The 22,137-nt window shown below is 70.9% G+C and carries 17 protein-coding genes; 6 read left to right on the plus strand and 11 right to left on the minus strand.

From position 1 onward, the window contains the following. Positions 1–84: 84 nt before the first annotated feature. Positions 85–963 carry an LLM class flavin-dependent oxidoreductase gene (locus tag QSV35_RS19840; RefSeq protein ID WP_286290735.1) on the plus strand — a complete coding sequence of 293 codons (879 nt, stop codon included), beginning with the start codon at positions 85–87 and terminating at the stop codon, positions 961–963. Between the two features lie 19 nt (positions 964–982). Beyond that, positions 983–1,330: a DUF4229 domain-containing protein gene (locus QSV35_RS19845; protein WP_286290736.1), complete on the plus strand. Its 348-nt coding sequence runs from the start codon at positions 983–985 to the stop codon at positions 1,328–1,330. Between the two features lie 70 nt (positions 1,331–1,400). Here the strand turns inward: QSV35_RS19845 and QSV35_RS19850 are convergent, their stop codons facing one another. From QSV35_RS19850 to QSV35_RS19885, 8 genes are all read right to left on the minus strand, one after another. Next, on the minus strand, positions 1,401–2,357 hold the full coding sequence (locus QSV35_RS19850; RefSeq protein WP_286290738.1) for a 1,4-dihydroxy-2-naphthoate polyprenyltransferase: 957 nt from the start codon (positions 2,355–2,357) through the stop codon (positions 1,401–1,403). A 55-nt stretch (positions 2,358–2,412) separates the two neighbouring features. After that, entirely contained in the window at positions 2,413–3,552 is a 1,140-nt protein-coding gene (locus QSV35_RS19855) for an AMP-binding protein (RefSeq protein WP_286290739.1), read from the minus strand. Continuing rightward, positions 3,552–4,451 carry a 1,4-dihydroxy-2-naphthoyl-CoA synthase gene (locus QSV35_RS19860; RefSeq protein WP_419956878.1) on the minus strand — a complete coding sequence of 300 codons (900 nt, stop codon included), beginning with the start codon at positions 4,449–4,451 and terminating at the stop codon, positions 3,552–3,554. The genes QSV35_RS19855 and QSV35_RS19860 overlap by 1 nt, the downstream gene beginning before the upstream one ends. A gap of 139 nt (positions 4,452–4,590) precedes the next feature. Next, on the minus strand, positions 4,591–6,270 hold the full coding sequence (locus QSV35_RS19865; protein ID WP_286290742.1) for a dipeptide ABC transporter ATP-binding protein: 1,680 nt from the start codon (positions 6,268–6,270) through the stop codon (positions 4,591–4,593). Next, positions 6,267–7,130 carry an ABC transporter permease gene (locus QSV35_RS19870; RefSeq protein ID WP_286290743.1) on the minus strand — a complete coding sequence of 288 codons (864 nt, stop codon included), beginning with the start codon at positions 7,128–7,130 and terminating at the stop codon, positions 6,267–6,269. Before QSV35_RS19870 ends, QSV35_RS19865 begins: the two co-directional genes overlap by 4 nt. Continuing rightward, positions 7,127–8,137, minus strand: a complete 1,011-nt coding sequence (locus tag QSV35_RS19875) for an ABC transporter permease (RefSeq protein ID WP_286290744.1) — start codon at positions 8,135–8,137, stop codon at positions 7,127–7,129. The genes QSV35_RS19870 and QSV35_RS19875 overlap by 4 nt, the downstream gene beginning before the upstream one ends. Then, positions 8,124–9,767 carry an ABC transporter substrate-binding protein gene (locus QSV35_RS19880; RefSeq protein ID WP_286290745.1) on the minus strand — a complete coding sequence of 548 codons (1,644 nt, stop codon included), beginning with the start codon at positions 9,765–9,767 and terminating at the stop codon, positions 8,124–8,126. Before QSV35_RS19880 ends, QSV35_RS19875 begins: the two co-directional genes overlap by 14 nt. A 35-nt stretch (positions 9,768–9,802) precedes the next feature. Continuing rightward, a complete protein-coding gene (locus QSV35_RS19885; RefSeq protein WP_286290747.1) occupies positions 9,803–11,461 on the minus strand; it encodes an amidohydrolase in 1,659 nt (552 codons plus the stop codon). 144 nt (positions 11,462–11,605) lie between these two features. Between QSV35_RS19885 and QSV35_RS19890 the strand changes: the two genes are divergently transcribed. From QSV35_RS19890 to QSV35_RS19900, 3 genes are all read left to right on the plus strand, one after another. Continuing rightward, entirely contained in the window at positions 11,606–12,301 is a 696-nt protein-coding gene (locus tag QSV35_RS19890; protein ID WP_286290748.1) for a TetR/AcrR family transcriptional regulator, read from the plus strand. A 76-nt stretch (positions 12,302–12,377) separates the two neighbouring features. Continuing rightward, positions 12,378–12,917, plus strand: coding sequence for a hypothetical protein (locus QSV35_RS19895; RefSeq protein ID WP_286290749.1), 540 nt, complete (start codon positions 12,378–12,380; stop codon positions 12,915–12,917). Beyond that, positions 12,914–16,003 (plus strand): ATP-binding cassette domain-containing protein, encoded by a 3,090-nt coding sequence (locus QSV35_RS19900; protein WP_286290750.1) that lies wholly within the window; start codon positions 12,914–12,916, stop codon positions 16,001–16,003. The genes QSV35_RS19895 and QSV35_RS19900 overlap by 4 nt, the downstream gene beginning before the upstream one ends. A gap of 14 nt (positions 16,004–16,017) precedes the next feature. Here the strand turns inward: QSV35_RS19900 and QSV35_RS19905 are convergent, their stop codons facing one another. Continuing rightward, positions 16,018–16,728, minus strand: a complete 711-nt coding sequence (locus QSV35_RS19905) for an NADPH-dependent F420 reductase (RefSeq protein ID WP_286290752.1) — start codon at positions 16,726–16,728, stop codon at positions 16,018–16,020. A 2-nt stretch (positions 16,729–16,730) separates the two neighbouring features. Beyond that, the gene (locus tag QSV35_RS19910; RefSeq protein ID WP_286290753.1) at positions 16,731–17,762 is read right to left on the minus strand and encodes an LLM class flavin-dependent oxidoreductase; all 1,032 of its coding nucleotides are present in this window, start codon (positions 17,760–17,762) and stop codon (positions 16,731–16,733) included. 39 nt (positions 17,763–17,801) lie between these two features. Between QSV35_RS19910 and QSV35_RS19915 the strand changes: the two genes are divergently transcribed. Continuing rightward, positions 17,802–18,335: a MarR family winged helix-turn-helix transcriptional regulator gene (locus QSV35_RS19915; protein WP_286290755.1), complete on the plus strand. Its 534-nt coding sequence runs from the start codon at positions 17,802–17,804 to the stop codon at positions 18,333–18,335. 103 nt (positions 18,336–18,438) lie between these two features. On the opposite strand, the gene QSV35_RS19920 is transcribed toward QSV35_RS19915, so the two are convergent. After that, the gene (locus QSV35_RS19920; RefSeq protein WP_286290757.1) at positions 18,439–22,137 is read right to left on the minus strand and encodes a methionine synthase; all 3,699 of its coding nucleotides are present in this window, start codon (positions 22,135–22,137) and stop codon (positions 18,439–18,441) included.

The following is a 22,137-nucleotide window of genomic DNA, read 5'->3' on the forward strand; positions in this document are numbered from 1 at the left end:
CCCATCCTAGGCGCGACGCGCCCACGCGGCCCCGGTCGTCATCCAACTGTGAGGCGGCGCACAGGCCGCCGATACCCTGGGGCCATGCGCGTGAGCACCTGCATCCTTCCCGTCTGGCGCTGGACGGAGGCCGCCGCGGTCTGGCGCGCCGCCGACGACCTCGGATTCCATGCGGCGTACACGTACGACCATCTGTCGTGGCGCGAGTTCCGCGACGCCACGTGGTTCGGGGCGGTGCCGACGCTCGCTGCCGCGGCGGCCTCCACATCCCGCGTGCGGCTCGGGACGCTCATCACGTCGCCGAACTACCGCGAGCCGGTGCTGTTCGCGAAGGACGTCATGACTCTGGACGACCTGTCGGGCGGGCGGATGACGGTCGGTCTCGGCGCCGGGACCACCGGGTTCGACGCGTCGGTGCTCGGCCAGGAGCCGTGGTCTGCGCGCGAGCGGGCCGACCGGCTGCGCGATTTCACCGTGCTCCTCGATCGGCTTCTGACCGAACCGGCGGTGACGCACGACGAGGGCGCCTACCGCGCACACGAGGCCCGCAACATCCCCGGCTGCGTGCAGCAGCCGCGCGTGCCGTTCGCGATCGCCGCCACCGGTCCGCGCGGCTACCGCCTGACGGCGCGGCACGGACAGGCCTGGGTCACGACGGGAGGCGGCGACACGGCCGCCGCGTCGCGCGCCCTCGTGCGCGACCAGATCGCACGGCTCGACGATGCGTGCGCAGACGCCGGCCGCGATGCCACGGAGGTGGACCGCATCCTCCTCACCGGCTTCACGCCGGACGAGCCGCTCTCCTCCGTCGACGCGTTCCTCGAGACCGCGCACGCCTACCGGGAGGCCGGGATCACCGAGATCGTCGTGCACTGGCCGATCGCCGATTCGCAGTTCGCGGCCGACCAGGCGGTCTTCGAGCGCATCGCGCTGGAGGCCGGCCCTCAGCTCGCCTACGCCTGACCCCGCCTAAACTGGGGGCATGCGCATCCGCTCCACCCTCGTCTACACGGTGCTGCGGCTCCTGGCTTTCCTCGTGCCGTTCGGCATCATGATGCTGTTCCCAGTCTTCCAAGAGCTGTACTGGCTCGCCGCCGTCTTCGCGGCCATCATCGGGCTCAGCCTGTCGATGCTTTTCCTGCGCCGACCGCTGAACGACATGTCGAGCGGCATCGCCGAGCGCCGCGACGCGCGCGCCGCGACCCACCCCGCGAAGGTGACCGACGAGGACGTCGAGGATGCCGCGGAGGACGCGGCCCACGACGAGCCGGCAGGGCACGACGAGCCGACGGATGCGGGAGCGCCCGCCCCGCGCGACGACCAGCGCTGACCTGCTTCAGCCGAGCGTCCCCCCCGTGGCGCTCGGCCGGCCGGGCGTTGTCAGCCGCCGACGTCCGCCGTCAGCCGAAGAACGCCCACGCGAGCAGCAGCGCGTAGGTCAGCGAGCCGAACGACGTCAGCGACAGCGCGACGACGAGCTCGCGCGGCGCCTTGTACATCCAGACCACGATGAGCGCCGGACCGAGCAGCAGCAACGACATGAGCGTCAGCCACGCGATCGGGTAGAACACCGCGATGAAGACGCCGATGCCGAGCGCGACCGCGACGAACACGGTGTAGAGGATCTGGGTGCCGCGGCGGCCGATCCGCACCGACAGCGTGAGCTTGCCGGCCTGGCGGTCCTGGTCGATGTCGCGCAGGTTGTTCGCCAGCAGCACCGCGCAGGCGAAGAGGCCTGCGGCCACCGCGCCGAACCATGCCTCCTGCGGCAGCGCGCGCACCTGCACCCACGTCGTGCCGAGCGTCGCGACGAGCCCGAAGAAGACGAAGACGAAGATCTCGCCGAAGCCGGAGTAGCCGTAGGGGCGCTTGCCGCCCGTGTAGAACCACGCGGCCACGATGCACACGACGCCGACGAGGATCAGCCACCACTGCTGCGTGCGGATGACGAGCGCGAGGCCCGACAGCGCGGCGAGGCCGAAGAACACCATCGCGACCGTGAGCACTGTGCGCGGCTTCGCGCGGCCGGCGCCGGTCAGCCGGGCGGGCCCGACGCGGAACTCGTCCGTGCCGCGCACGCCGTCGCTGTAGTCGTTCGCGTAGTTGACGCCGATCTGGAGGAAGACGGCGACGGCGAGGCATCCGAGTGCCAGCAGCCAGTGGAAGAGCCCGTCGACGAGGTGCGCCGCACCCGTGCCGATGACGACCGGCGCGATCGCCAGGGGCAGCGTGCGCAGGCGGGCTGCGCCCACCCAGTCGCGGAACGTCGCCGGCTTGACGACGAACTCGGGGGCTTTCGCGGGGTTGCCGCTGCGCCCGCGGGCGGTGCGGTTCTTCGTGCTCCTGGATGCTGCCACCCCCGCATCCTACGGCCCGCGGCGGTGGCGCCCGCGTGCGGGCCGTCTGCGGAGCTCAGGCGAGCAGCTCGCGGCGGATCGCCTCGCGGTCGGGCTTGCCCGACGTGAGCCGCGGCAGCTCGTCGACGCGCACGAGCCGAGACGGGCGGGCGGGGGTTCCGACCTCGTCGGCGACGGCGGCGCGCGCTGCGGCGAACAGGGCCTTGTCGCCCTCGCCCCATCCGGGGACGACGATGACGGATGCCTCGCCCCACCGGTCGTCGGGGATGCCCACGACGACCGCGTGCTCGAGACCCGCCACCGTCTGCACGGCCCGCTCGACGCGGTCGAGGGAGATGTTGACACCGCCGGAGACGATGACGTTGTCGATGCGGCCCCGGACCCGGAGGACGCCGTCCTCGATCACGCCCGCGTCACCCGTGCGGTACCACCGGGTGCCGTCGGCATCGCGGGGGAACGCCGCATCCGTCAGCGCCTCGTCGCCGAGGTACCCGTCGGCGAGCGTCGCGCCCGACAGCTGCACCTCCGCGTCGACGATGCGCGCCTCGACTCCTCGGAGGGGCACGCCGTCGTAGACGCATCCGCCGCTCGTCTCGGTGGAGCCGTAGGTCCGCACGATGCGGGCGCCGGCCTGCCGCGCGCGGTCGAGCACGACCGGCGGCAGCGCCTGTCCGCCGATGAGGATCGCCTCGAACGAACGCAGTGCGCGGGCCGTGTCGGGGACGGTGTCGGCGTCGTCAAGGAGACGTGCGAGCTGCGCGGGAACGAGCGACGTGTACGTCGGGATGCGCTGGCCCCGCTCGCTCGACGCCATCGACAGCGCGGCCGCGGTGAACGCCGCGGGCGAGAAGGAGCCCGACACGATCGCGGGCTCGCGGCCGCCGACGAGGCTGCGCACGAGCACCTGGAGCCCCGCGACGTAGCTCGCGGGCAGCGCCAGCAGCCACGAGCCCTCGCCGATGCGCGCGGCCGTCGCCATCGCGGACGCGGTCAGCGCGTTGCGGCTGAGGACCACCGACTTCGGGACGCCGGTCGACCCCGACGTCGTGACGACGACGGCGGTCCCAGCCGGAACGACCCCGTGCGCCGGCGCCAGCATGCCGAGCCCGAGGGCGGGCCCGCTGCCGTTCAGGGCAGCGCGCAGCTCGCGCAGGATGTCGCGCGGGTCGTCACCGGAGACCGGCTCCAGTCGCATCAGAAGTGCCAGGGGTACGGCGACCAGTCGGGATCGCGCTTCTCCAGGAACGAGTCGCGCCCCTCGACCGCCTCATCGGTGCCGTATGCGAGACGAGTCGCCTCCCCCGCGAAGACCTGCTGGCCGACGAGCCCGTCGTCCACGGCGTTGAAGGCGAACTTCAGCATCCTGATGGCCGTCGGCGACTTCGTGAGGATGGTCCGGGCCATGGCGATCGCCTCGCGCTCGAGGTCGGCGTGCGCGACGACGCGGTTGACCGCCCCCATCTCGTACGCGCGCTCGGCGGAGTACTCCTCCGCGAGGAAGAACACCTCGCGCGCGAGCTTCTGCCCGATCTGGCGGGCGAAGTACGCAGAGCCGTAGCCGGCGTCGAAGGAGCCGACATCCGCATCCGTCTGCTTGAACCGGCCGTGCTCGCGCGACGCGATCGTGAGGTCGCACACGACATGCAGCGAATGTCCACCGCCCGCCGCCCAGCCCGGGACGACGGCGATCACGACCTTCGGCATGAAGCGGATGAGTCGCTGCACCTCGAGGATGTGGAGGCGCCCGAGGGATGCCGCGGACGGCGACTGCGCGGGCTCGGACACGGGGCTCGGGCCCGTCAGCGCCGGCGCCGGCTCGTACTGATAGCCGGAACGCCCGCGGATGCGCTGGTCGCCGCCCGAGCAGAACGCCCAGCCGCCGTCCTTCGGGCTCGGCCCGTTCCCGGTGAGGAGCACCACGCCGATCTTCGCGTCCTGCCGCGCGATGTCGAGCGCGCGGTACAGCTCGTCGACCGTGTGCGGACGGAAGGCGTTGCGCACTTCGGGCCGGTCGAACGCGATGCGCGCGATGCGGCCGTCGCGAGACACGTGCGCCGTGATGTCCGTGTACGCGTCGGCGCCGGGCGCCGGCATCCATTCCGCTTCGTCGAAGAGCTCCGAGACCGTCACCCTTCCAGCCTACGGCGAGTCCCATTCGCCGACTTGCGGCGAACGGGGGGAATCAGTCCGTCGATTCACGCAGTTCACCGCAAGTGAGCGGAGAGGATGACCGTCACGCCGCGACGGGTTTCGGGACGCTGTCCAGGAGCAGCCGCGTGTAGTCGTGCTGCGGATCGCTGAGCAGCTGCACGGTCGGACCCGCCTCGACGATCTCGCCGCGGCGCATGACGACCGTCCGCTCGCACACGCGCCGGACGACGCCGAGGTCGTGGCTGATGAACAGCACCGTCAAGCCCCGTTCGCGTCGCACCTCGGCGACCATGTCGAGCACCTGTGCCTGCACCGACACGTCGAGAGCGCTCGTGGCCTCGTCCATGACGAGCACGTCCGGCTCGATCGCGATGGCGCGGGCGATCGCGACGCGCTGCCGCTGACCGCCGGACAGCGTCTTCGGCCGCGCCTGCGCGTGCCGCTCGTCGAGGCCCACGGCATCCAGCAGCTCGAGCACGCGCTTCTTGGCGTCCGCAGCCGACAGCGTCGTGTGGAGGGCCAGGACGTCCTGGATCGCCCGCCCCGCAGGGATGCGCGGATCGAGCGACAGGTACGGGTCCTGGAACACCATCTGCACCGACTTCGCGTGCGCGAGACGCTCCGCGCGACTCTTCGCGGCGCCCGTGCGCTCGCGCCCGGCGATGCGGATGTCCCCCGCATCCGGGTGCTCGAGACCCACGATCATGCGCGCGAGCGTCGACTTGCCGGAGCCCGATTCCCCCACGACGCCGAGTGCGCCGCCGCGCGGGATGTCGAGTTCCGCGTCGATGACGGCCCGGACCGGCGTCTTGCCGCGGCGCACGTACGTCTTGGACACGCCCTTCACGGACAGCGCCGGCTGCGGCTCGTTGAGCGAGGGAGGAACGACCGAGTCGAAGCGCACGGAGCCTTCGAGATCGGCTTGCTGCGTTTCGTCTCGTTGCGCTCGCTCGACGACCGGATCCACCGAGACCGTCGGCGTCGCCTCGACGAGCCGCTTCGTGTACGCACGCTGCGGGTCGCGGAAGACCTGCACGGCAGGCCCCTGCTCCTCGATGAGCCCCTTGCTCATGACGTACACGCGGTCGCAGATGGATGCCGCGAGGTTCAGGTCGTGCGTGATGAAGAGCATCCCCATCCCCCGCTCCTCACGCTGCTCGGCGAGGACCTGGATGATGCCGGCCTGCGTCGTCACGTCGAGCGCCGTCGTCGGCTCGTCGCAGATGAGGAGCTTCGGTGCGGACGTGAGGGCACCTGCGATCATGACGCGCTGCAGCATCCCGCCGGAGAACTCGTGGGGATACTGCCCCAAGTGCTCCTCGGGGTTCGGGAGCTTTACCGCGGCGAGCAGCTCGATCGCGCGGGCGCGCGCCTCGGCGGGGCTCTTCCGTTCGACGAGCCGCAGCGTCTCGGTCATGTGGTCGCCGATCGTCCGCATCGGGTTGATGCCGGCGCGCGGGTCCTGGAAGATCATCGCCGCGCGGTGGCGGCGGATGTCGAGGATGCCGGCTCCCTCGTCTCCGACGACCGCGACGCCGTCGACCGTGACCGATCCGCCGAGGACCGACCCATCCGGGAACAGGCCCAGTGCCGTGCGCGCGGTGAGCGACTTGCCGGACCCCGACTCGCCGACGAGGCCGACGGTCTCCCCCGCCTCGACGTGCAGCGTGATGCCCCGCAGGAGCTCGGTGCCGTTCGGCAGGGTGAGCGTGAGGTCCTCGATGTCCAGCAGAGGGCCCACTGGGGTGGACGTGGGGATCATGCCGGCACCTCTCCGCCGATCCGTTCGGAGAGCTCTTCCCCGATGATGTTGACCGCGACGACCGTGAGCACGACGGCGATCGCGGGGACGAGCGCCGGCAGGAACACGCCCGCGACGAGACCGGGCTGGGCCTCGTTGATCATGGCGCCCCAATCCGGGGTGGGCGGCTGCACGCCCAGACCGAGGAACGACAGACCGGCCAGCTCGGCGAGCACGTAGCCGAAGTTCAGCGTCGACTGCGCACCGACGACCGGCGTGATGTTCGGGGTCACGCGCCGCAGCGCGATCCACGGGCCGGAGAAGCCCTGCACCCCGTACGCCGACACGTACGGCCTCGTGCGCTCCGCCTGCACGAGGGCGCGGGTGAGCCGCGCGACGTACGGCGTGTAGGCGATGCACATCGCGATCACCGGGGCGATGAGCCCCTTGCCGAACAGGGCGACCGCCATGATGGCGATGAGCAGCGACGGGAAGGCGAAGAGTACGTCGAACGCGCGCCCGAGCACCGAGTCGATCCATCCGCCGCGCCATCCGGCCGCAAGTCCCAGGAGCATGCCGAGGATCGTCGAGCCGACGACGACCGCGAGCGGTCCGAGCAGGGCCGTGCGCGCGCCGTAGATCGTGCGCGACAGCGTGTCGCGGCCGAGCTCGTCGGTGCCGAGCCAGTGCGCGGGCGACGGCGGGGCGTTGACCGCGAGGAAGTCGATCTGGTCGGGCGGGTACGGCGCGATCCACGGCGCGAACACGGCGGCGAGGACGAAGGCCGCGAGGACGCCGACGGCGATCCAGAAGGTCAGGCTCGCGACCGGGACGCGGGGCGCCCGGAGAACCCGCAGGGCGGTGGTGGGCGAAGCGGTCATCGGGCGGCCTCCCCCGCGGCGGATCGCGGATCGATGAGGGGTTCGAGGATGTCGATGATCGCGTTGATCACGAGGAAGGCGGTCACGACCAGCAGGATGATCGCCTGGACGACCGGGAAGTCGAGCCGGTCGACGGACTGCACGAGGAGTGAGCCGATCCCCGCGATGCCGAACGCGGACTCGACGATCGAGGTCGCCACGAGGAGCCCCGCGATGAGGGGTCCCGCGACCGTGACGATCGGCCGCAGCGAGTTGCGGAACACGTGCCGGCGGACGACCGCACCGCTGCTGATGCCGCGGCTGCGGGCGACCTCGACGTGCTCGCGCCCGAACTGCTCGACCATCGCCGAGCGGGTGACCTTGCCGACCACGACGACGAAGACGATCGTCAGCGCGATGGCCGGGAGGGTCAGGTGGTAGACGGTGTCGAGGAAGCCCTCGCCGGACCCGAACGTCGGGAACCAGCCGAGCTCGACGGCGAAGATCGCGATGAGCACGATCGATCCGACGAACGACGGGATCGCGCTCAGCACGGTGAGGCCCATGAGCGTGAAGCGGTCGGCGGCCTTGCCGCGCTTGACCGCGGCGAGGATGCCGGCGGCGAGGCCCAGCACGATGATGAGCACCGCGGACATCATCACGAGCATCAAAGTCACCGGGAGCCGGCCGCCGACCACCGTCGTGACCGCCTCGCGGTACTGCAGGGAGCGGCCGAAGTCGCCGTGCAGGATGCCGGCGAGCCAGTTGACGTACTGCTGCCACGGCGGCAGGTCCAGTCCGTACTCCTTGGTGATCGCGATGACCGCCTCCGGGCTCGGCCGACGCCCGCGGAGCAGGAACCGCACCGGGTCGCCCGGCACGAGGAACCGGGAGAAGAAGACGAGCAGCGTCACCAGCCAGAGGGTGAACAGCAGGCTGCCGAGCTTGCCGGCCAGCCGCCGGAGGAAGGCCGCAGCGCGGCTTCCTCCGGCGACGGGCGCCGCGACGGCGAGGTCAGCGCTTGCCAATGGTCGCCGCCCACGGGTAGTACAGGAACGCCACCGAGGGGGCCACTCCCGTGATCTTCTTTCCGAGGAACACCGACATCGGGCCGTCGTAGAGGGGCAGCCACGGCAGCTGCTCGTTGGCGATCTTCTGCGCCTTGCCCGAGAGCAGCGCGCGCTGGTCGGGGTCCTGCGTGGCGATGGCCTCCTGCACGACCTTGTCGAACTCCGGGTCGCTCCAGTTGCCGTAGTTCGAGAACTGGCCGGTCTGCAGGACGGCGTACATCTCCAGCGGGTCGGGCGATGACAGGTACCAGCTCGTGTAGAAGAGGTCGATGCCCTTGCGCGCGCTCGGGTCGCTGAACAGCGCGCTGAACTGCGACGGCGTCACGGTCACGATCTTCGGCTTCATGCCGATCTCGGTGAGAGCCGCTGCGGTCCCCTGCGAGATGATGTTGAAGTCGTTGCCCATCGGGGCGGTCGCGATGACGACCTGCTTGCCCTCGGCGCCCGCCTCCTTGACGAGCTTCTTCGCCGCGGCCACGTCATGCGGGTACGGGTTCAGGCCGGTGAACGCGGCCTTCGTCGTCGCCGCGGATGCCTCGGACCACACCGACTGGGTGGTCAGCGCGTTCGAGATGGAGCCGATGCCCTTGCCCGCCGCCTGCAGCATCCCCTGCCGATCGATCGCCATCAGGAGCGCCTTGCGCACCCGGAGATCGCCGAGCGGACCCTGGAGATCGGAGATCACGAGGTCGTTGACCGCGGTGTTCAGGCCGAAGTACATCGAGCCCGCCGACGAGCTCTGCAGCTGCGAGATCGCCTCGGCCGGGATCATCCAGCTGCCGTCGACGGCACCGGACTTCAGCGCGTTCACGCGAGCCGTGGAGTCCTGCAGGAAGACGAACGAGAAGGTCTTGTTCTTGGCCTGCAGGCTCTTATCCCAGTAGTTGTCGTAGCGCTCGAGCGTGATCGACTCGCCGGACTGCCACTGCTTCACGGAGTACGGACCGGTGCAGTCGACGAGGCCCGTCGAGTTGCCGTAGTTCTTGCCGGCCTTCGCGATGTACGCGGCGGAGTCGACGACGCCCGCATCCCCGCCCATGCTCAGGTTGAACTGCGAGTCGGGCTGGCTCTCGGTGACGGTGACTTCGTTGGGGCCGGTCTGCGCGACCGACGTCACGTACTTGTAGACGTCCGCCCACGACGAGCCCACGTTCGGGTCGAGGTGACGGTTCATGGATGCCACGACGTCGGCCGCGGTGAGCGGCGTGCCGTCGTGGAACGTCACGCCCTGGCGGATCTCGTAGACCCACGTGGTCGGATTCGGGTGGGAGAACGACGTCGCGAGCCCCGGAGACAGGGTCCAGTCCGGGTTCAGGCGCAGCAGCGACTCGCAGACGTTCGACAGCACCTGATTGTCGGGATAGTCGAACGCGTACGCGTAGTCGAGCGAGGTCGGCTCGGCGTACACGGCCCACTTGACGGAGTCGATGTCCCCGGAGGGCTTCGGCGTGTTCGCGGTGAGCTGGTAGCTCGGGTCGGAGGGCTTCGCGCTGCCCGCGCCGGAGCAGCCGGCGAGGGCGAGTGCTGCCGCGACGCCGCCCGCCAGGACGGCGAGGGCGCGGGCGGAGCGGTTTCGGGTTTCGGTCATGGTGTCCTCACTGCGGTGTGATCGACGTCGGATATTCAGTTGGCTGCGGTGTAGACGGGCTCGCCCTCGATCCACGTCGAACGCACACGAGCGGTGTGGATCTCGGACGGGTCGAGTTCGAACGGGTTCGGCGAGACGACGATGAGGTTCGCGAGGTAGCCCTCGCGGACGTATCCCGTGTCGTGGTCGCGGTGGTTCACGTACGCGCTGCCGGAGGTGTAGGCGGCGAACGCGGTCGCGAGGTCGAGGCGCTGGCCGTCGCCGCCGAGGGGCTCGTAGCCCGAACCCGGCGCGACCCGCGTGACGGCGATGTGGATGCCGGCGATCGGGTCGGCGCTCGAGACCGGCCAGTCGCTCCCGCCGGCGAGGCGCGCGCCGTCTCTCTGGAGCTCGCCGAACGGGTACTGGCGCGCCTCCTGGCCGTCCTGCAGGAACGGCAGGGTGAGGTTGTCGAGCTGATCCTCGTGGGTCGCCCACAGCGGCTGCATGTTCGCCACGGCGCCGAGTCCGGCGAAGCGGGCCGCATCCTCTTCCGTCACCACCTGGATGTGCGCCAGGTGCGGGCGGCTGTCGGTGTCGCCGTTCGCGGCGCGCGCCGCCTCCACGGCGTCGAGCGCCTCACGGACGGCACGGTCGCCGAGCGCGTGGAAGTGCGGCTGGAAGCCGGCCGCATCCGCCGCCACGACATACTCGCGCAGGGCCTCGGGGGCGATGAACGAGAGGCCGCGGTTGTCGGTGTCGTGACCGCACGCGTCGCGATACGGCTCGAGCATGGCCGCCGTGTGGTTCTCGGCGACGCCGTCGACCATGAACTTGATCGTGCCGACCGACAGCCGCTCGGTCATGCCGAGCGCCGCGACCTGGTCACGCGTTCGGATCATGCCTTCGAGCTGCTCCAGGCCCTGTCCGCGCTCCCACCACTGGGCTCCGACGACGTGCGCACGAAGAGTGCCTTCGCGCAGCGCCCGCAGGTACGAGTCGAGGTTGCCGGGTACGCCGGGCATCGCTCCGATCAGCGCATCCTGCCAGCCCGTGATGCCGACGGCGAGGAGCTCCTCCTGCGCGCGCAGCAGACCGAGGTAGGCGAGATCCGCATCGGACTCCGGGAGGACAGCGTCGAACAGCCCCGACGCGCCTTCGTGGAAGGTGCCGGCGGGGAAGCCGTCCGCTTCGCGCTCGATGCGGCCGTCCACGGGGTCGGGAGTGGATGCGTCGAGCCCCGCGGCGCGGATCGCGGCGGTGTTCGCCCACGCGCTGTGGTGGTCGCGGCTGGAGATCAGGATCGGCCGGTCGGGCACGACGCCGTCGAGAAGCGTGCGCACCGGTGCACCGCCCGGGAAGTGGTCCATCGACCACCCGCCGCCGAGGATCCACTCGGCATCCGGGTTCTCGGCCGCGTACCGCGCGACCGTCGCGACCGCCTCCTCGGCGTTCTCGGCCTCTGTGAGGTTGCACTGGAGGAGCTCGACCCCGCCGCCGACCGGGTGGACGTGCGCATCCTGGAATCCAGGGCTGAGCAGCGCGCCCTCGAGTGCGATGACCTGCGTGTCCGGGCCGCGCAGCGCGGCCGCCTCGGCATCTGGAACGACGGCGGAGATCCGGCCGTCCGTCACGGCGACGGTCAGGCCTGCGACCGCATCGCCCTCTCCTGTGAACACCGAACCTCCGGTGAACAGCACATCTGCAGCGGGCACCCTCGACCTCCTCGTCGTCGTCTTCGGCGCCGGGCTCGGGACGCCCGGGGCTCGCGGTCGAGGTTAGGGCGGATCCACGGCGTTGTCAACAGTGTTGACTACAGTGTTGACAACGGTATGCCGAACGCTGATACCGTGAAGACCATGAGCACCGCCGCTTCCTCCACCGGACGCGCCCGCCGCGCGCCACGGCGCGCGCGACTCGACCCCGACACGATCGTCGCCGCGGGCCTCGATCTCGCCGCCACGCCCGGCGTGGGAAGCATCTCTGTGCGCGATCTCGGTGCGCGCCTCGGTGCCGATCCCACCGCGATCTACCGCCACTTCCGCAGCAAGGAGAGCCTCATGGAGGCCCTCCTCGATGAGCTCATCACCCGGACGCTCGAGCGCGTCACCGCGGACCCCGCCGAGTGGCGCGACCGCCTGCGACAGCTCGCCGACGCGACCCTCGAGCTGTTCGCCGAGCACCCCGCAGTCGGCGTCGAAGCGACTGTCCTCACGACCCATGGTCTCGGCGAGCTCGGCGCGGTGGAGTTCATGCTCGACGCCTTCGCACACGCCGGCCTCGACGGCGACGAGCAGGTGCGCCACTACGCGCTGTTCGCCTCGCACGTGCTGACCGGCTCCGCCGGGATCGCTCGGGCGCGCGCCGAGCGCGCAGCCCTCGGCGATACGTCGACCCGCTGGTTCGACGGGCCGATCGCGGCCGACCCGGAACGGTTCCCACGGGTCGCTGCGCTCCTGCCCGAACTCATGCAGCTCGAAGACCACACACTGTATGCGCTCGGGGTGGAGGCCATCATCCAGTCCGCCGAGCGGGCCGCGGGCCTGGCTTCGTAGGACCGACGTACCGAACGGCCCGACGCGGCGCGTCACACACTCCGGACGGTCCGCGGCGAGCGCCTACGCTGGAGAAGTGAACCCGACGCGCCTCCGCCCCGCCGCCTTCGCGACCGCCGCCGCAGCCCTGCTCCTCGCCCTCGCCGGGTGTTCCTCGACCGCCTCGCCGGCCGCCTCGCCCGTGGCGACGTCGACCGCCTCGGCGGGCGTCTGCTCCGGCATCACGGTCATCGTGGACCCCGGCGAGCTCAAGGTTCCGGCATCCGCGAAGAAGACGACGTGCGTGCCCGCGACGTCGACGATGACCGCCGCTGAGGCGCTGAAGGCCGCCAAGGTGGCGACCGTCGGCACCAAGCAGTACGGCGACCAGGTCGTGTGCCGCGTCAACGGCGTCCCGTCCGCCGACCTCGACATCCCGGGGAAGGACGGCAGCGTCTACCACGAGGCGTGCGAGGGGATGCCGGCCGCGTTCGCCTACTGGGCGCTGTGGCTGAAGCCCGCCGCCGGCGAGTGGGCGTACGCCCAGGAGGGCGCCGCGACGCAGAAGGTCGCCCCCGGCGAGTCGATCGAGCTCCTGTTCTCCCTGAACGGAAAGCCTGCAGGCCCGACGACATGACGTTCCGGCCCGCGCCCCTGCGGGCGGCGGCGATCCTCGCTGCCGTCTTCATCGGGGCACGGGTCGTGTACCGGTTCCTGTTCGACGGGATGGATGCCGGCGGCCCGGTGCTGTTGCCCCTCCCCTCGTTCCGCCTGCCTGAGCCCTTCGCGCACGTCGTGCTGCTCGGGCCGGTCACGACAGGCGGACTGTGGGATGCGGTGGCCTCCGCCATCCCCATCGCCGCGATCATCCTCGCCTTCGGAGTGCTCAACTCTCTCGTCGACGTGTCGCGGGGTTTCGCCGCGCTCGCGCGCCACGGGCCGTTCCGCGGCGTCGCGCGGATGCTCGCGATCGCGTGGGCGACGCTTCCAGCGCTCGCAGACTCCGTGCGCTCCGTGCGGTTCGCGTTCCGGCTGCGGGGCGAGCGGTTCGGCGCGCGGGCCCTCGTCCCGGTGCTCGAGCGGACGCTCGAGCGCGCGTCCGCGATCGCCGCGGCCCTGGAACTGCGAGGGCTGGGTGCTACGGTGCGTCACGCAGTCGATCCCGACTGCGAACACCCCGTCGTCGTGCGCGACGCGGTGTTCTCGTACGGCCCCCGCGGGCTCACCCGTCACGAGCCGGTATCCGCGTCTGCGCCTCGCTGGCTCATCCGTCACGAACCGGCACCCCCACCCCCAGAACGTGACGGACGAACCGGGGATGCCGTGCCCGTCGGCGTAGCGGTCGCCGGCTTCGCGCCCGGGACGGCCACGCTCACCGTGATCACCGGAGCGACCGGCGCCGGGAAGTCGACGGTGCTGCGCGGCCTCGCCGGGCTCCTGTCGCACGTCGACGGCGGCTCGCTCGACGGGCTGGTTGATATCGCCGGCCTCGATCGCGCGCAGCTGCCCCCGCGCGAGACGGCACGATTCGTCGGCGTCGCGCTGCAGAATCCGCGTGAGGCGTTCGCGACCGAATGCGTACGCGACGAGATCGGCCTCGCGCTGGAGCTGCGGGGCGTGGCATCCGTCATCGTCGCCGCGCGGGTGCGGGAGGTCGCGGAACGGATCGGGATCGAGCGTCTCCTCGACCGGCCGGTCCGCGGGCTCTCCGCAGGCGAGGCGACACTGGTCGCGATCGCCGCGGCCGTGGTCGAGCATCCGATCCTGCTTCTCGTGGACGAGCCGCTCGCCGACCTCGACACCGAGGCGCGCGCCCACGTCGTCCAGGTGCTCGACGCGCTCGCGCACGACGCCGGGGTGTGCGTCGTCGTCGCGGAGCATCGCGCCCACGCGTTCGCCCCCGTCGCCGACGCCTGGTTCGCGATCGCGGAAGGAGTGTTCCAGCCCGCGACCGGACCGGCCTCATCCGTCACGGGCTCGGCACCCGATGCCTCCCGATCCGACGCACCTGCACCCGCCGCATCCCGTGCGCTTGCCCCGGGCCCCCCACCGGCGTTGACCGCACGCGCCGTCTCGGTGCGACGAGGCGATGCGACGCTCGTGCGATCGGCGGACCTCGATCTGCACCCCGGTGAGATCGTCGCTCTCGTCGGCCCGAACGGTGCCGGGAAGTCCAGTCTTCTCGCGGCTCTCACGCTGCCCGAGCGCGGTGCCGACGTCACCCCTGCGGGCCGAGTGGCTCTCGTCCCGGACGCCTCCGACGACCTCTTCACGCGCGACACCGTCGCGGCCGAGCTGCGTGCCGCCGATCGCCGATCCACCGGCGCTTCCGCACGGTTCTCCGCATACCTCGGGCGGGACGAGGTATCCGTCGCAGCTCTGCGTCCACGGCATCCCCGTGACTTGTCGCTCGGAGAGCGCCGCTGTCTCGCCCTCGCCCTGCAGTCGGCCGGGGATCCGGCGGTGCTCATGGTCGACGAGCCCACCCGCGGGCTGGATGCGGCGGCCCGCGGTCTCGTCGCGCGAGCGCTGCGTACGGCGGCGGACACCGGCACCGCCGTGATCGTCGCGACGCACGACGCGGCGTTCGCCGCAGCGCTCGGCGCCCGCATCCTCCCGATGCGGGACGGAGTGGCACCTGCGGAACTCCCACCGCGTCTCGGCTCGCAGGGAGAAGCCGAGTCCCCGCTCGTTGAGCGAGCGAGGAACGAGCGAGCCGAAACGCCGCAAGCCGACCTCACGACGTCACCGCGTTTCGACTCGCTTCGCTCGCTCAACGACCCGCGGGTAGAAGCCGAGATCCCGCTCGTTGAGCGAGGGAGGAACGACCGAGCCGAAACGCCGCAAGCCGACTCCGAAACCCCACCACGTTTCGACTCGCTGTCGAGACACCGCGCCGGACGCATATTGCCGGTCGCGGCCCTGGCTGCGGCGAACCTCGTCGCGCTAGCCGCCTTCTGCTGGCCGCTCCTTGCCACGGCGCTGCCGGACGATGCACAGGCCGCCGCCCCCTTCGCCGCGATGGCACTGGCTCCGCTCGCGGCGATCGCGGTCGCCGCATCCCTCGACGGGACCGTGCGGTCCGCGCACACGATCGCACTGCTCGGCGTCCTCGCCGCCGTCGGCGCCGCGGTGCGTATGGCCAGCACGGGAGTCGGCGGCGTCGAAGCCGTCTTCATCCTGCTGATCCTCGCGGGGCGGGCGTACGGCGCGCGGTTCGGGCTGCTCCTCGGGGTCGCGACGATCGCGATCTCGAGCGTGCTGTGGGGCGGGATCGGGCCGTGGACGCCGTTCCAGATGTTCGCGTGCGCGTGGGTCGGCGCCGGCGCCGGACTCCTGCCCCGGCGCGTGCGGGGCTGGGCGGAGGTCTGGATGCTGTGCGCCTACGGCGTCGTCGCGTCGTACCTGTTCGGGCTCCTCATGAACCTGTGGTTCTGGCCGTTCGCGGTCGGCGCCGGCACAGGGATCTCGTACACGCCGGGCGGTCCGCTGGGCCAGAATCTCGCGAGCTTCCTCGTCTACTCGCTCATCACGTCGACGGCGAGCTGGGACACCCTGCGCGCGATCACGACCGTCGTCGGGATCGTCCTCGTCGGCCGTGCCGTGCTGGCGGCCCTGCGCCGTGCGAAGCCGGTCGCTGCACCGGCCTCACCGGCGCGCACCACGATTCAGGACATGCGACCGACCGACCGCATATCCGGCGTGAGCAGCCGCATATCCTGAACCGCGGTCTCCGCTCAGGCGACGCGCTCGCGCGCGGCGGCGACGAACAGCCCCCGCTGCGAGCGCGGGAACCGCTCGATCATGGCGGTGAGCTCGGCCGCGTCGACGTCGGCGCCGAAGGGCTCGGTGCCGGGCTCCAGCCGCATCCCATCCGCGAGGCGTCCCGCGACGACGGCGTCGAATCCGAAGGCGTCGACGAGGGTCGCGACGCGCGCGACATCCCGCGCGTCGTCGCCCGCGATCGCGATCGCCTTGCGGCCCTCGGCGTCTGCGGGGCGGGCTTCGTCCTCGATGTCGTGGTAGCCCATGTGGTTGAACGCCTTGACGATCCGCGACTCGGGCATGAACGCCTGCACCGTCTCGCTCGTCGAGGTGGTGGGGTCGTCGAGGTCCGCGCGCAGGCCGTCGACCTCCCACCAGTAGTTCATGGCGTCGACGACGAGCTTCCCGCGGAGCGCGTCCACCGGGATGCTGCGGTACTTGCCGAGCGGGAGGGCCAGGATGACGATGTCCGCACGCGTCGCGACATCGTCCGCCGTCGCCGAGTGGGCCCCAGGGGCGAGCACGTCGACGGTCAGCGCGATGCGCGACGGGTCGCCGGACCCGGCGACGAGCACCTCGTATCCGGCCGCGACGGCGAGGCGCGCGAGGACCGTGCCGACCTTCCCTGCCCCCAGGATGCCGATCACCGGACGCTGCTCTTCCACGATTCCGAGCGTACGCATGTTCACCTTCCCAGGATGTCCCGCACCATCGGCACGACCTTCGCGCCGAACAGCTCCACCGCGTGCAGGCGCGCGGCGGCGGGCACCGCGCCCTGCGTGTAGATGAGGTCGAAGCGCTCGACGTCGAGCGAGCCGATCGCGCCGGCGATGCGGCGCGCGACCGTCTCGGGCGAGCCCACGTACAGGGACCCGGCGCGCACCTCGTGGTCGAACTGACCGCGGCTGATCGGCGGCCAGCCGCGCTGCGCGCCGATGCGGTCGTGCATCACCTTGTAGGCGGGCCACACGGTCTCGCGCGCCTCGTCATCGGTGTCCGCGATGAAACCCGGCGAGTGCATCCCGACGGGGTGCGCAGTCGTCCCGAACTGATCCGCGGCGCGCTTGTAGAGGTCGATGTACGGGGCGAACCGTCCCGCCTGACCGCCGATGATGGCCAGCATGAGCGGGAACCCGTACTTCGCGGTGCGCACGACCGACTGCGGCGAGCCGCCGACGCCGACCCACGTGTCGAGCTGACCGGACTCGGTCTTCGGGAAGACATCGGCGTCCTGCAGGTCGGCGCGATGGCGTCCGCTCCAGGTCACCGGCGACTCATCGCGCAGCTGCGCGAACAGCTCGATCTTCTCCTCGAAGAGCTCGTCGTAGTCGTTGAGGCTGTACCCGAAGAGCGGGAACGACTCGGTGAACGAGCCGCGGCCGAGGATCACCTGCGCGCGTCCGTTCGAGAGCGCGTCGACCGTCGCGAAACGCTGGAAGACCCGCACAGGATCGTCGGAGCTCAGCACCGTCACGCCCGACGCGAGTTTGATGCGGGATGTGCGTGTCGCGATGCCGGCGAGCATCGTCTCCGGCGACGAGATCGCGTACTCCGGACGGTGGTGCTCCCCGACCGCGAAGACGTCGATGCCGAGTTCGTCCGCGAGAACAGCCTCGTCCAGCACCTGCCGGATGGCGGCGGCGTGCGAGACTGGCAACCCGTCGGCATCCGTCGGCACATCGCCGAACGTGTCGAGTCCGAACTCCAGCGCGGTCATGGTTCTCCTTTGTGCGAGCTGTGCCAGAATGTCATTGATATGTCAATCAGCCACTCCAACGGTGCAGGGCAAGATTCCATTCCCGCCCCTCGCGCCCGCAAATCGCCCACCGCGGCAGAGCTTGCCACGTGGCGCGACTTCATCGAGACGACCGAGGCGCTGCGCGCGGCGGTCGCCTCGCGCATGCAGACGACCTCCGGCCTGTCGATGGGCGACTACGGGGTGCTGCTGGCGCTCAGCGAAGCGCCTGCCACGTGCCTGCGTTCCTCGGCGCTCGCGGCGCGCATCGGCTGGGAGCGCAGCCGCCTCTCCCACCATCTCTCGCGGATGCAGCAGCGCGGACTCATCGTGCGCCGGGGCACGGCGGAGGACAGCCGCGGCATCGAGGTGGAGCTGACGCGGGACGGAGCGGATGCCTTCCGCCGCGCCTCCGCGCCGCATCTGCGCCTCATCCGCGAGCTCTTCATCGACGCGTACGACCCGGCTCAGCTCGCCCAGGTGGCCGAGCTCACCGCAGCGCTGCGCCTGCACCTCGACGCCCTCGGCTGCGCGCCAGCGGAGATCGCCGACTGAGCCTCTGCGTTTCGACTCGCTTCGCTCGCTCAATGACCCGCGGGTATCAAACCTGCGCCGGTCGTTGAGAGAGCGAGACGAAACGCAGCGGGCCGCCGCCGACTCACACGGAGAAGTACTTCGCCTCCGGGTGGTGGAAGACGAACGCGTCCGTGGACTGCTCGGGGTGCAGCTGCAGCTCCTCGCTGAGCTCCACACCCATCCGCTCGGGACGCAGGAGCTCGACGACCTTGCGGCGGTCCTCCATCTCCGGACACGCGGGGTAGCCCAGTGAGAAGCGCGCGCCGCGGTACTCCAGCTTGAACAGACCCGCCTTCTCGACCGGCTCCTCCGCGGCGAAGCCGAGCTCGGAGCGGATGCGAGCATGCCAGAACTCCGCGAGCGCCTCGGTGAGCTGCATCACGAGTCCGTTGAGCTCGTAGTAGTCGCGGTACCGGTCCTCGGCGAAGAGCTTCGCCGTGACCTGGTCGATCGCCGCCCCCGCGGTGACGAGCTGCACCGGCAGCACGTCCACCGCGCCGGATTCGCGCGAGCGCACGAAGTCGGCGAGGCACAGGTGACGGTCACGGCGCTGACGCGGGAACGAGAAGCGGAGGCGGTCGGTGCCGATCGGGCCGCCCGAGCCCCCGTCGGGGGCCAGCAGACCCGGCGTGCCGAGCACCCCGGTCGGATCGTCCGCGTGGTGCAGCACCACGACGTCGTCCCCCTCGGACACCACGGGGAAGTAGCCGTAGGCGACGGAGGCATCCAGCATCCCCTCCGACAGGATGCGGTCGAGCCAGTACCGCAGGCGCGGCCGGCCCTCCCGCTCGACGAGCTGCTCGTACGTGAGGCCGTCCTCGCCGCGGCCGGGCTTGAGGCCCCACTGCCCCATGAAGGTCGCGCGCTCGTCGAGGAACGCCGCGAAGTCCGCGAGCGCGAGGCCGCGGACGATGCGCGTTCCCCAGAAGGGCGGCGCGGGCACGATGTTGTCGGCGGCGACATCGGAGCGGGCCGGCATCTCCTCGGGCTCGGTCAACGTGAGCAGAGTCCCGGAGCGATGGATGCGCTTCTTCAGCGGCGGCAGGCCGACCTCTGCAGGGTCCGACCCGCGCGCGATGCGCACGAGCGGCTCCATGAGCGCGAGGCCCTCGAAGGCGTCCTTCGCGTAGCGGACCTCTCCGTCGAACAGCGAGGCGAGGTCGTCCTCGACGTACGCGCGCGTCAGGGCGGCGCCGCCGAGGATCACGGGCCAACGACGGCCGAGCCCGCGCGCCCGCAGCTCCTGCAGGTTCTCCTTCATGACGACGGTCGACTTCACGAGGAGGCCCGACATCCCGATCACGTCGGCGTCGTGCTCCTCCGCGGCCGCGATGATGTCGGCGATCGGCTGCTTGATGCCGAGGTTGATGACCTCGTAGCCGTTGTTCGTGAGGATGATGTCGACGAGGTTCTTGCCGATGTCGTGGACATCGCCGCGCACGGTCGCGAGGACGATGCGGCCCTTGCCCGACGCATCCGACTTCTCCATGTGCGGCTCGAGCAGCGCGACGGCGGTCTTCATGACCTCTGCGGACTGCAGCACGAACGGCAGCTGCATCTCGCCGGCGCCGAAGCGCTCGCCGACGACCTTCATGCCCTCCAGCAGATGGTCGTTGATGATCGCGAGAGGCTTCATCCCGTCCGCACGGGCGAGGTCGAGGTCGGCCTCGAGCCCCTTGCCCTCGCCGTCGATGATGCGCCGCTGCAGGCGCTCGCCGACCGGGAGCGCCGCGAGCTCCGCCGCACGCTGGTCGCGCAGGGCCGCGGTGTCGACGCCCGCGAACAGGTCGAGCATCGTCGAGAGCGGGTCGTAGGTGACGTTGCCCTCGGCGTCGTACTCGCGGCGGTCCCACACGAGGTCGAGCGCGACCTGCCGCTGCTCGTCGGGGAGGGAGGCGAGCGGCACGATCTTCGCCGCATCGATGATCCCGGACGACAGCCCCGCATCGGCGGCCTCATGGAGGAACACCGAGTTCAGCACGATGCGCGCGGCCGGGTTGAGCCCGAACGACACGTTCGAGACGCCGAGGGTGGTGTGGATGCCGGGGTACTTGCGCGTGATCTCGCGGATCGCCTCGATCGTCTCGATGGCGTCGCGGCGCGTCTCCTCCTGGCCGGTGGCGATCGGGAACGTCAGGCAGTCGACGATGATGTCCTCGACCCGCATCCCCCATTCGCCGGTGAGCGAGTCGACGAGCCGGGATGCGATCGCGACCTTGCCCTCGGTCGTGCGCGCCTGGCCGTGCTCGTCGATCGTGAGCGCGACCACGGCGGTGCCGTGCTCCTTGACGAGCGGCATGATGCGGCCGAAGCGGCTGTCGGGGCCGTCGCCGTCCTCGTAGTTGACCGAGTTGACGACAGGGCGCCCGCCGATGAGCTCGAGGCCCGCCTGCACGACCGGCGGCTCGGTCGAGTCGATCACGAGCGGGAGCGTGGATGCCGACGCGAACCGCGAGACGACCTCCCTGATGTCGGCGACCCCGTCGCGTCCGACGTAGTCGACGCACACGTCGAGCAGGTGCGCGCCGACGCGGATCTGCTCGCGCGCGATCTCGACGCAGTCGTCCCAGCGCTCCTCGAGCATCGCCTGGCGGAACGCCTTCGACCCGTTCGCGTTGGTGCGCTCGCCGATCGCGAGGTACGACGCATCCTGATCGAACGACACGTGCTGGTAGAGGGATGCGACGCCCGCGTCGATCTCGACCGATCGGTCGTTGAGCGAGGGAGGAACGACCGAGTCGAAACGCAAGGAACCGTCCGCAGGCTCATCGCGTTTCGTCTCGCTTCGCTCGCTCAACGACCCGTCAGGATTGATCCGCTCGACCACAGCTGCCAAGTGTTCGGGCGTCGTGCCGCAGCATCCGCCGATGAGCCCCAGTCCGAACTCGCGCACGAACTGCTCGTGCGCGGTGGCGAGCTCGGCGGGAGTGAGCGGGTACGACGCCCCGTCCGCGCCGAGCACGGGAAGACCCGCGTTCGGCATGCACGCGATCGGCACCGTCGAGTGCTTCGACAGGTGGCGGAGGTGTTCGCTCATCTCGGTGGGACCGGTGGCGCAGTTGAGCCCGATGGCGTCGACGCCGAGCGGCTCGAGCGCCGTGAGAGCGGCGCCGATCTCCGAGCCCATGAGCATGGTGCCGGTGGTCTCGACCGTGACCTCGACGAAGATCGGCAGACGGATGCCGCGGGCGACGATCGCCTGCCGGCATCCGTTGACGGCCGCTTTCGTCTGGAGGAGGTCCTGCGAGGTCTCGACGAGGAAGGCGTCCGCTCCCCCGTCGATGAGCCCCTCGGCCTGCAGCGCGAAGGTCTGCTTGAGGTGGTCGTACGTCGTGTGCCCGAGCGACGGGAGCTTCGTGCCGGGCCCCATGGACCCGAGGACCCACCGCATCCGGCCGTCCGCATCCTCCGCCGCCTCCGCGCGCTCGCGTGCGATGCGGGCGCCCTTCTCGGCGAGCTCCTCGATGCGATCGTCGATGCCGTAATCGGACAGGTTCGACCAGTTGGCGCCGAACGTGTTGGTCTCGACCGCATCCACGCCGACCGCGTAGTAGGCGTCGTGGATGCCGGCGATGACATCGGGGCGCGTCACGTTGAGGATCTCGTTGCAGCCCTCGAGGCCCTCGAAGTCGCCGTCGACCGAGAGGTCGTGGCGCTGCAGCATCGTGCCCATCGCTCCGTCGGCGATGACGACGCGGCTGTGGACGGCATCCAGCAGCGCCTGCGAACGTGCCGGACGCGGGACGCCGTCGATATCGAGGGCGAAACGGGGGCCTGCCAT

It is taken from the genome of Microbacterium candidum, assembly GCF_030315975.1.
Lineage (GTDB): Bacteria > Actinomycetota > Actinomycetes > Actinomycetales > Microbacteriaceae > Microbacterium > Microbacterium candidum.

Coding starts and splice junctions, on each gene's coding strand:
- QSV35_RS19840 (WP_286290735.1), top strand. CDS start 85: ATGCGCGTGAGCACCTGCATCCTTCCCGTCTGGCGCTGGACGGAGGCC.
- QSV35_RS19845 (WP_286290736.1), top strand. CDS start 983: ATGCGCATCCGCTCCACCCTCGTCTACACGGTGCTGCGGCTCCTGGCT.
- QSV35_RS19855 (WP_286290739.1), bottom strand. CDS start 3,552: ATGCGACTGGAGCCGGTCTCCGGTGACGACCCGCGCGACATCCTGCGC.
- QSV35_RS19860 (WP_419956878.1), bottom strand. CDS start 4,451: ATGCCGGCGCCCGGCGCCGACGCGTACACGGACATCACGGCGCACGTG.
- QSV35_RS19865 (WP_286290742.1), bottom strand. CDS start 6,270: ATGATCCCCACGTCCACCCCAGTGGGCCCTCTGCTGGACATCGAGGAC.
- QSV35_RS19870 (WP_286290743.1), bottom strand. CDS start 7,130: ATGACCGCTTCGCCCACCACCGCCCTGCGGGTTCTCCGGGCGCCCCGC.
- QSV35_RS19880 (WP_286290745.1), bottom strand. CDS start 9,767: ATGACCGAAACCCGAAACCGCTCCGCCCGCGCCCTCGCCGTCCTGGCG.
- QSV35_RS19890 (WP_286290748.1), top strand. CDS start 11,606: ATGAGCACCGCCGCTTCCTCCACCGGACGCGCCCGCCGCGCGCCACGG.
- QSV35_RS19900 (WP_286290750.1), top strand. CDS start 12,914: ATGACGTTCCGGCCCGCGCCCCTGCGGGCGGCGGCGATCCTCGCTGCC.
- QSV35_RS19905 (WP_286290752.1), bottom strand. CDS start 16,728: ATGCGTACGCTCGGAATCGTGGAAGAGCAGCGTCCGGTGATCGGCATC.
- QSV35_RS19910 (WP_286290753.1), bottom strand. CDS start 17,762: ATGACCGCGCTGGAGTTCGGACTCGACACGTTCGGCGATGTGCCGACG.
- QSV35_RS19915 (WP_286290755.1), top strand. CDS start 17,802: ATGTCAATCAGCCACTCCAACGGTGCAGGGCAAGATTCCATTCCCGCC.
- QSV35_RS19920 (WP_286290757.1), bottom strand. CDS start 22,137: ATGGCAGGCCCCCGTTTCGCCCTCGATATCGACGGCGTCCCGCGTCCG.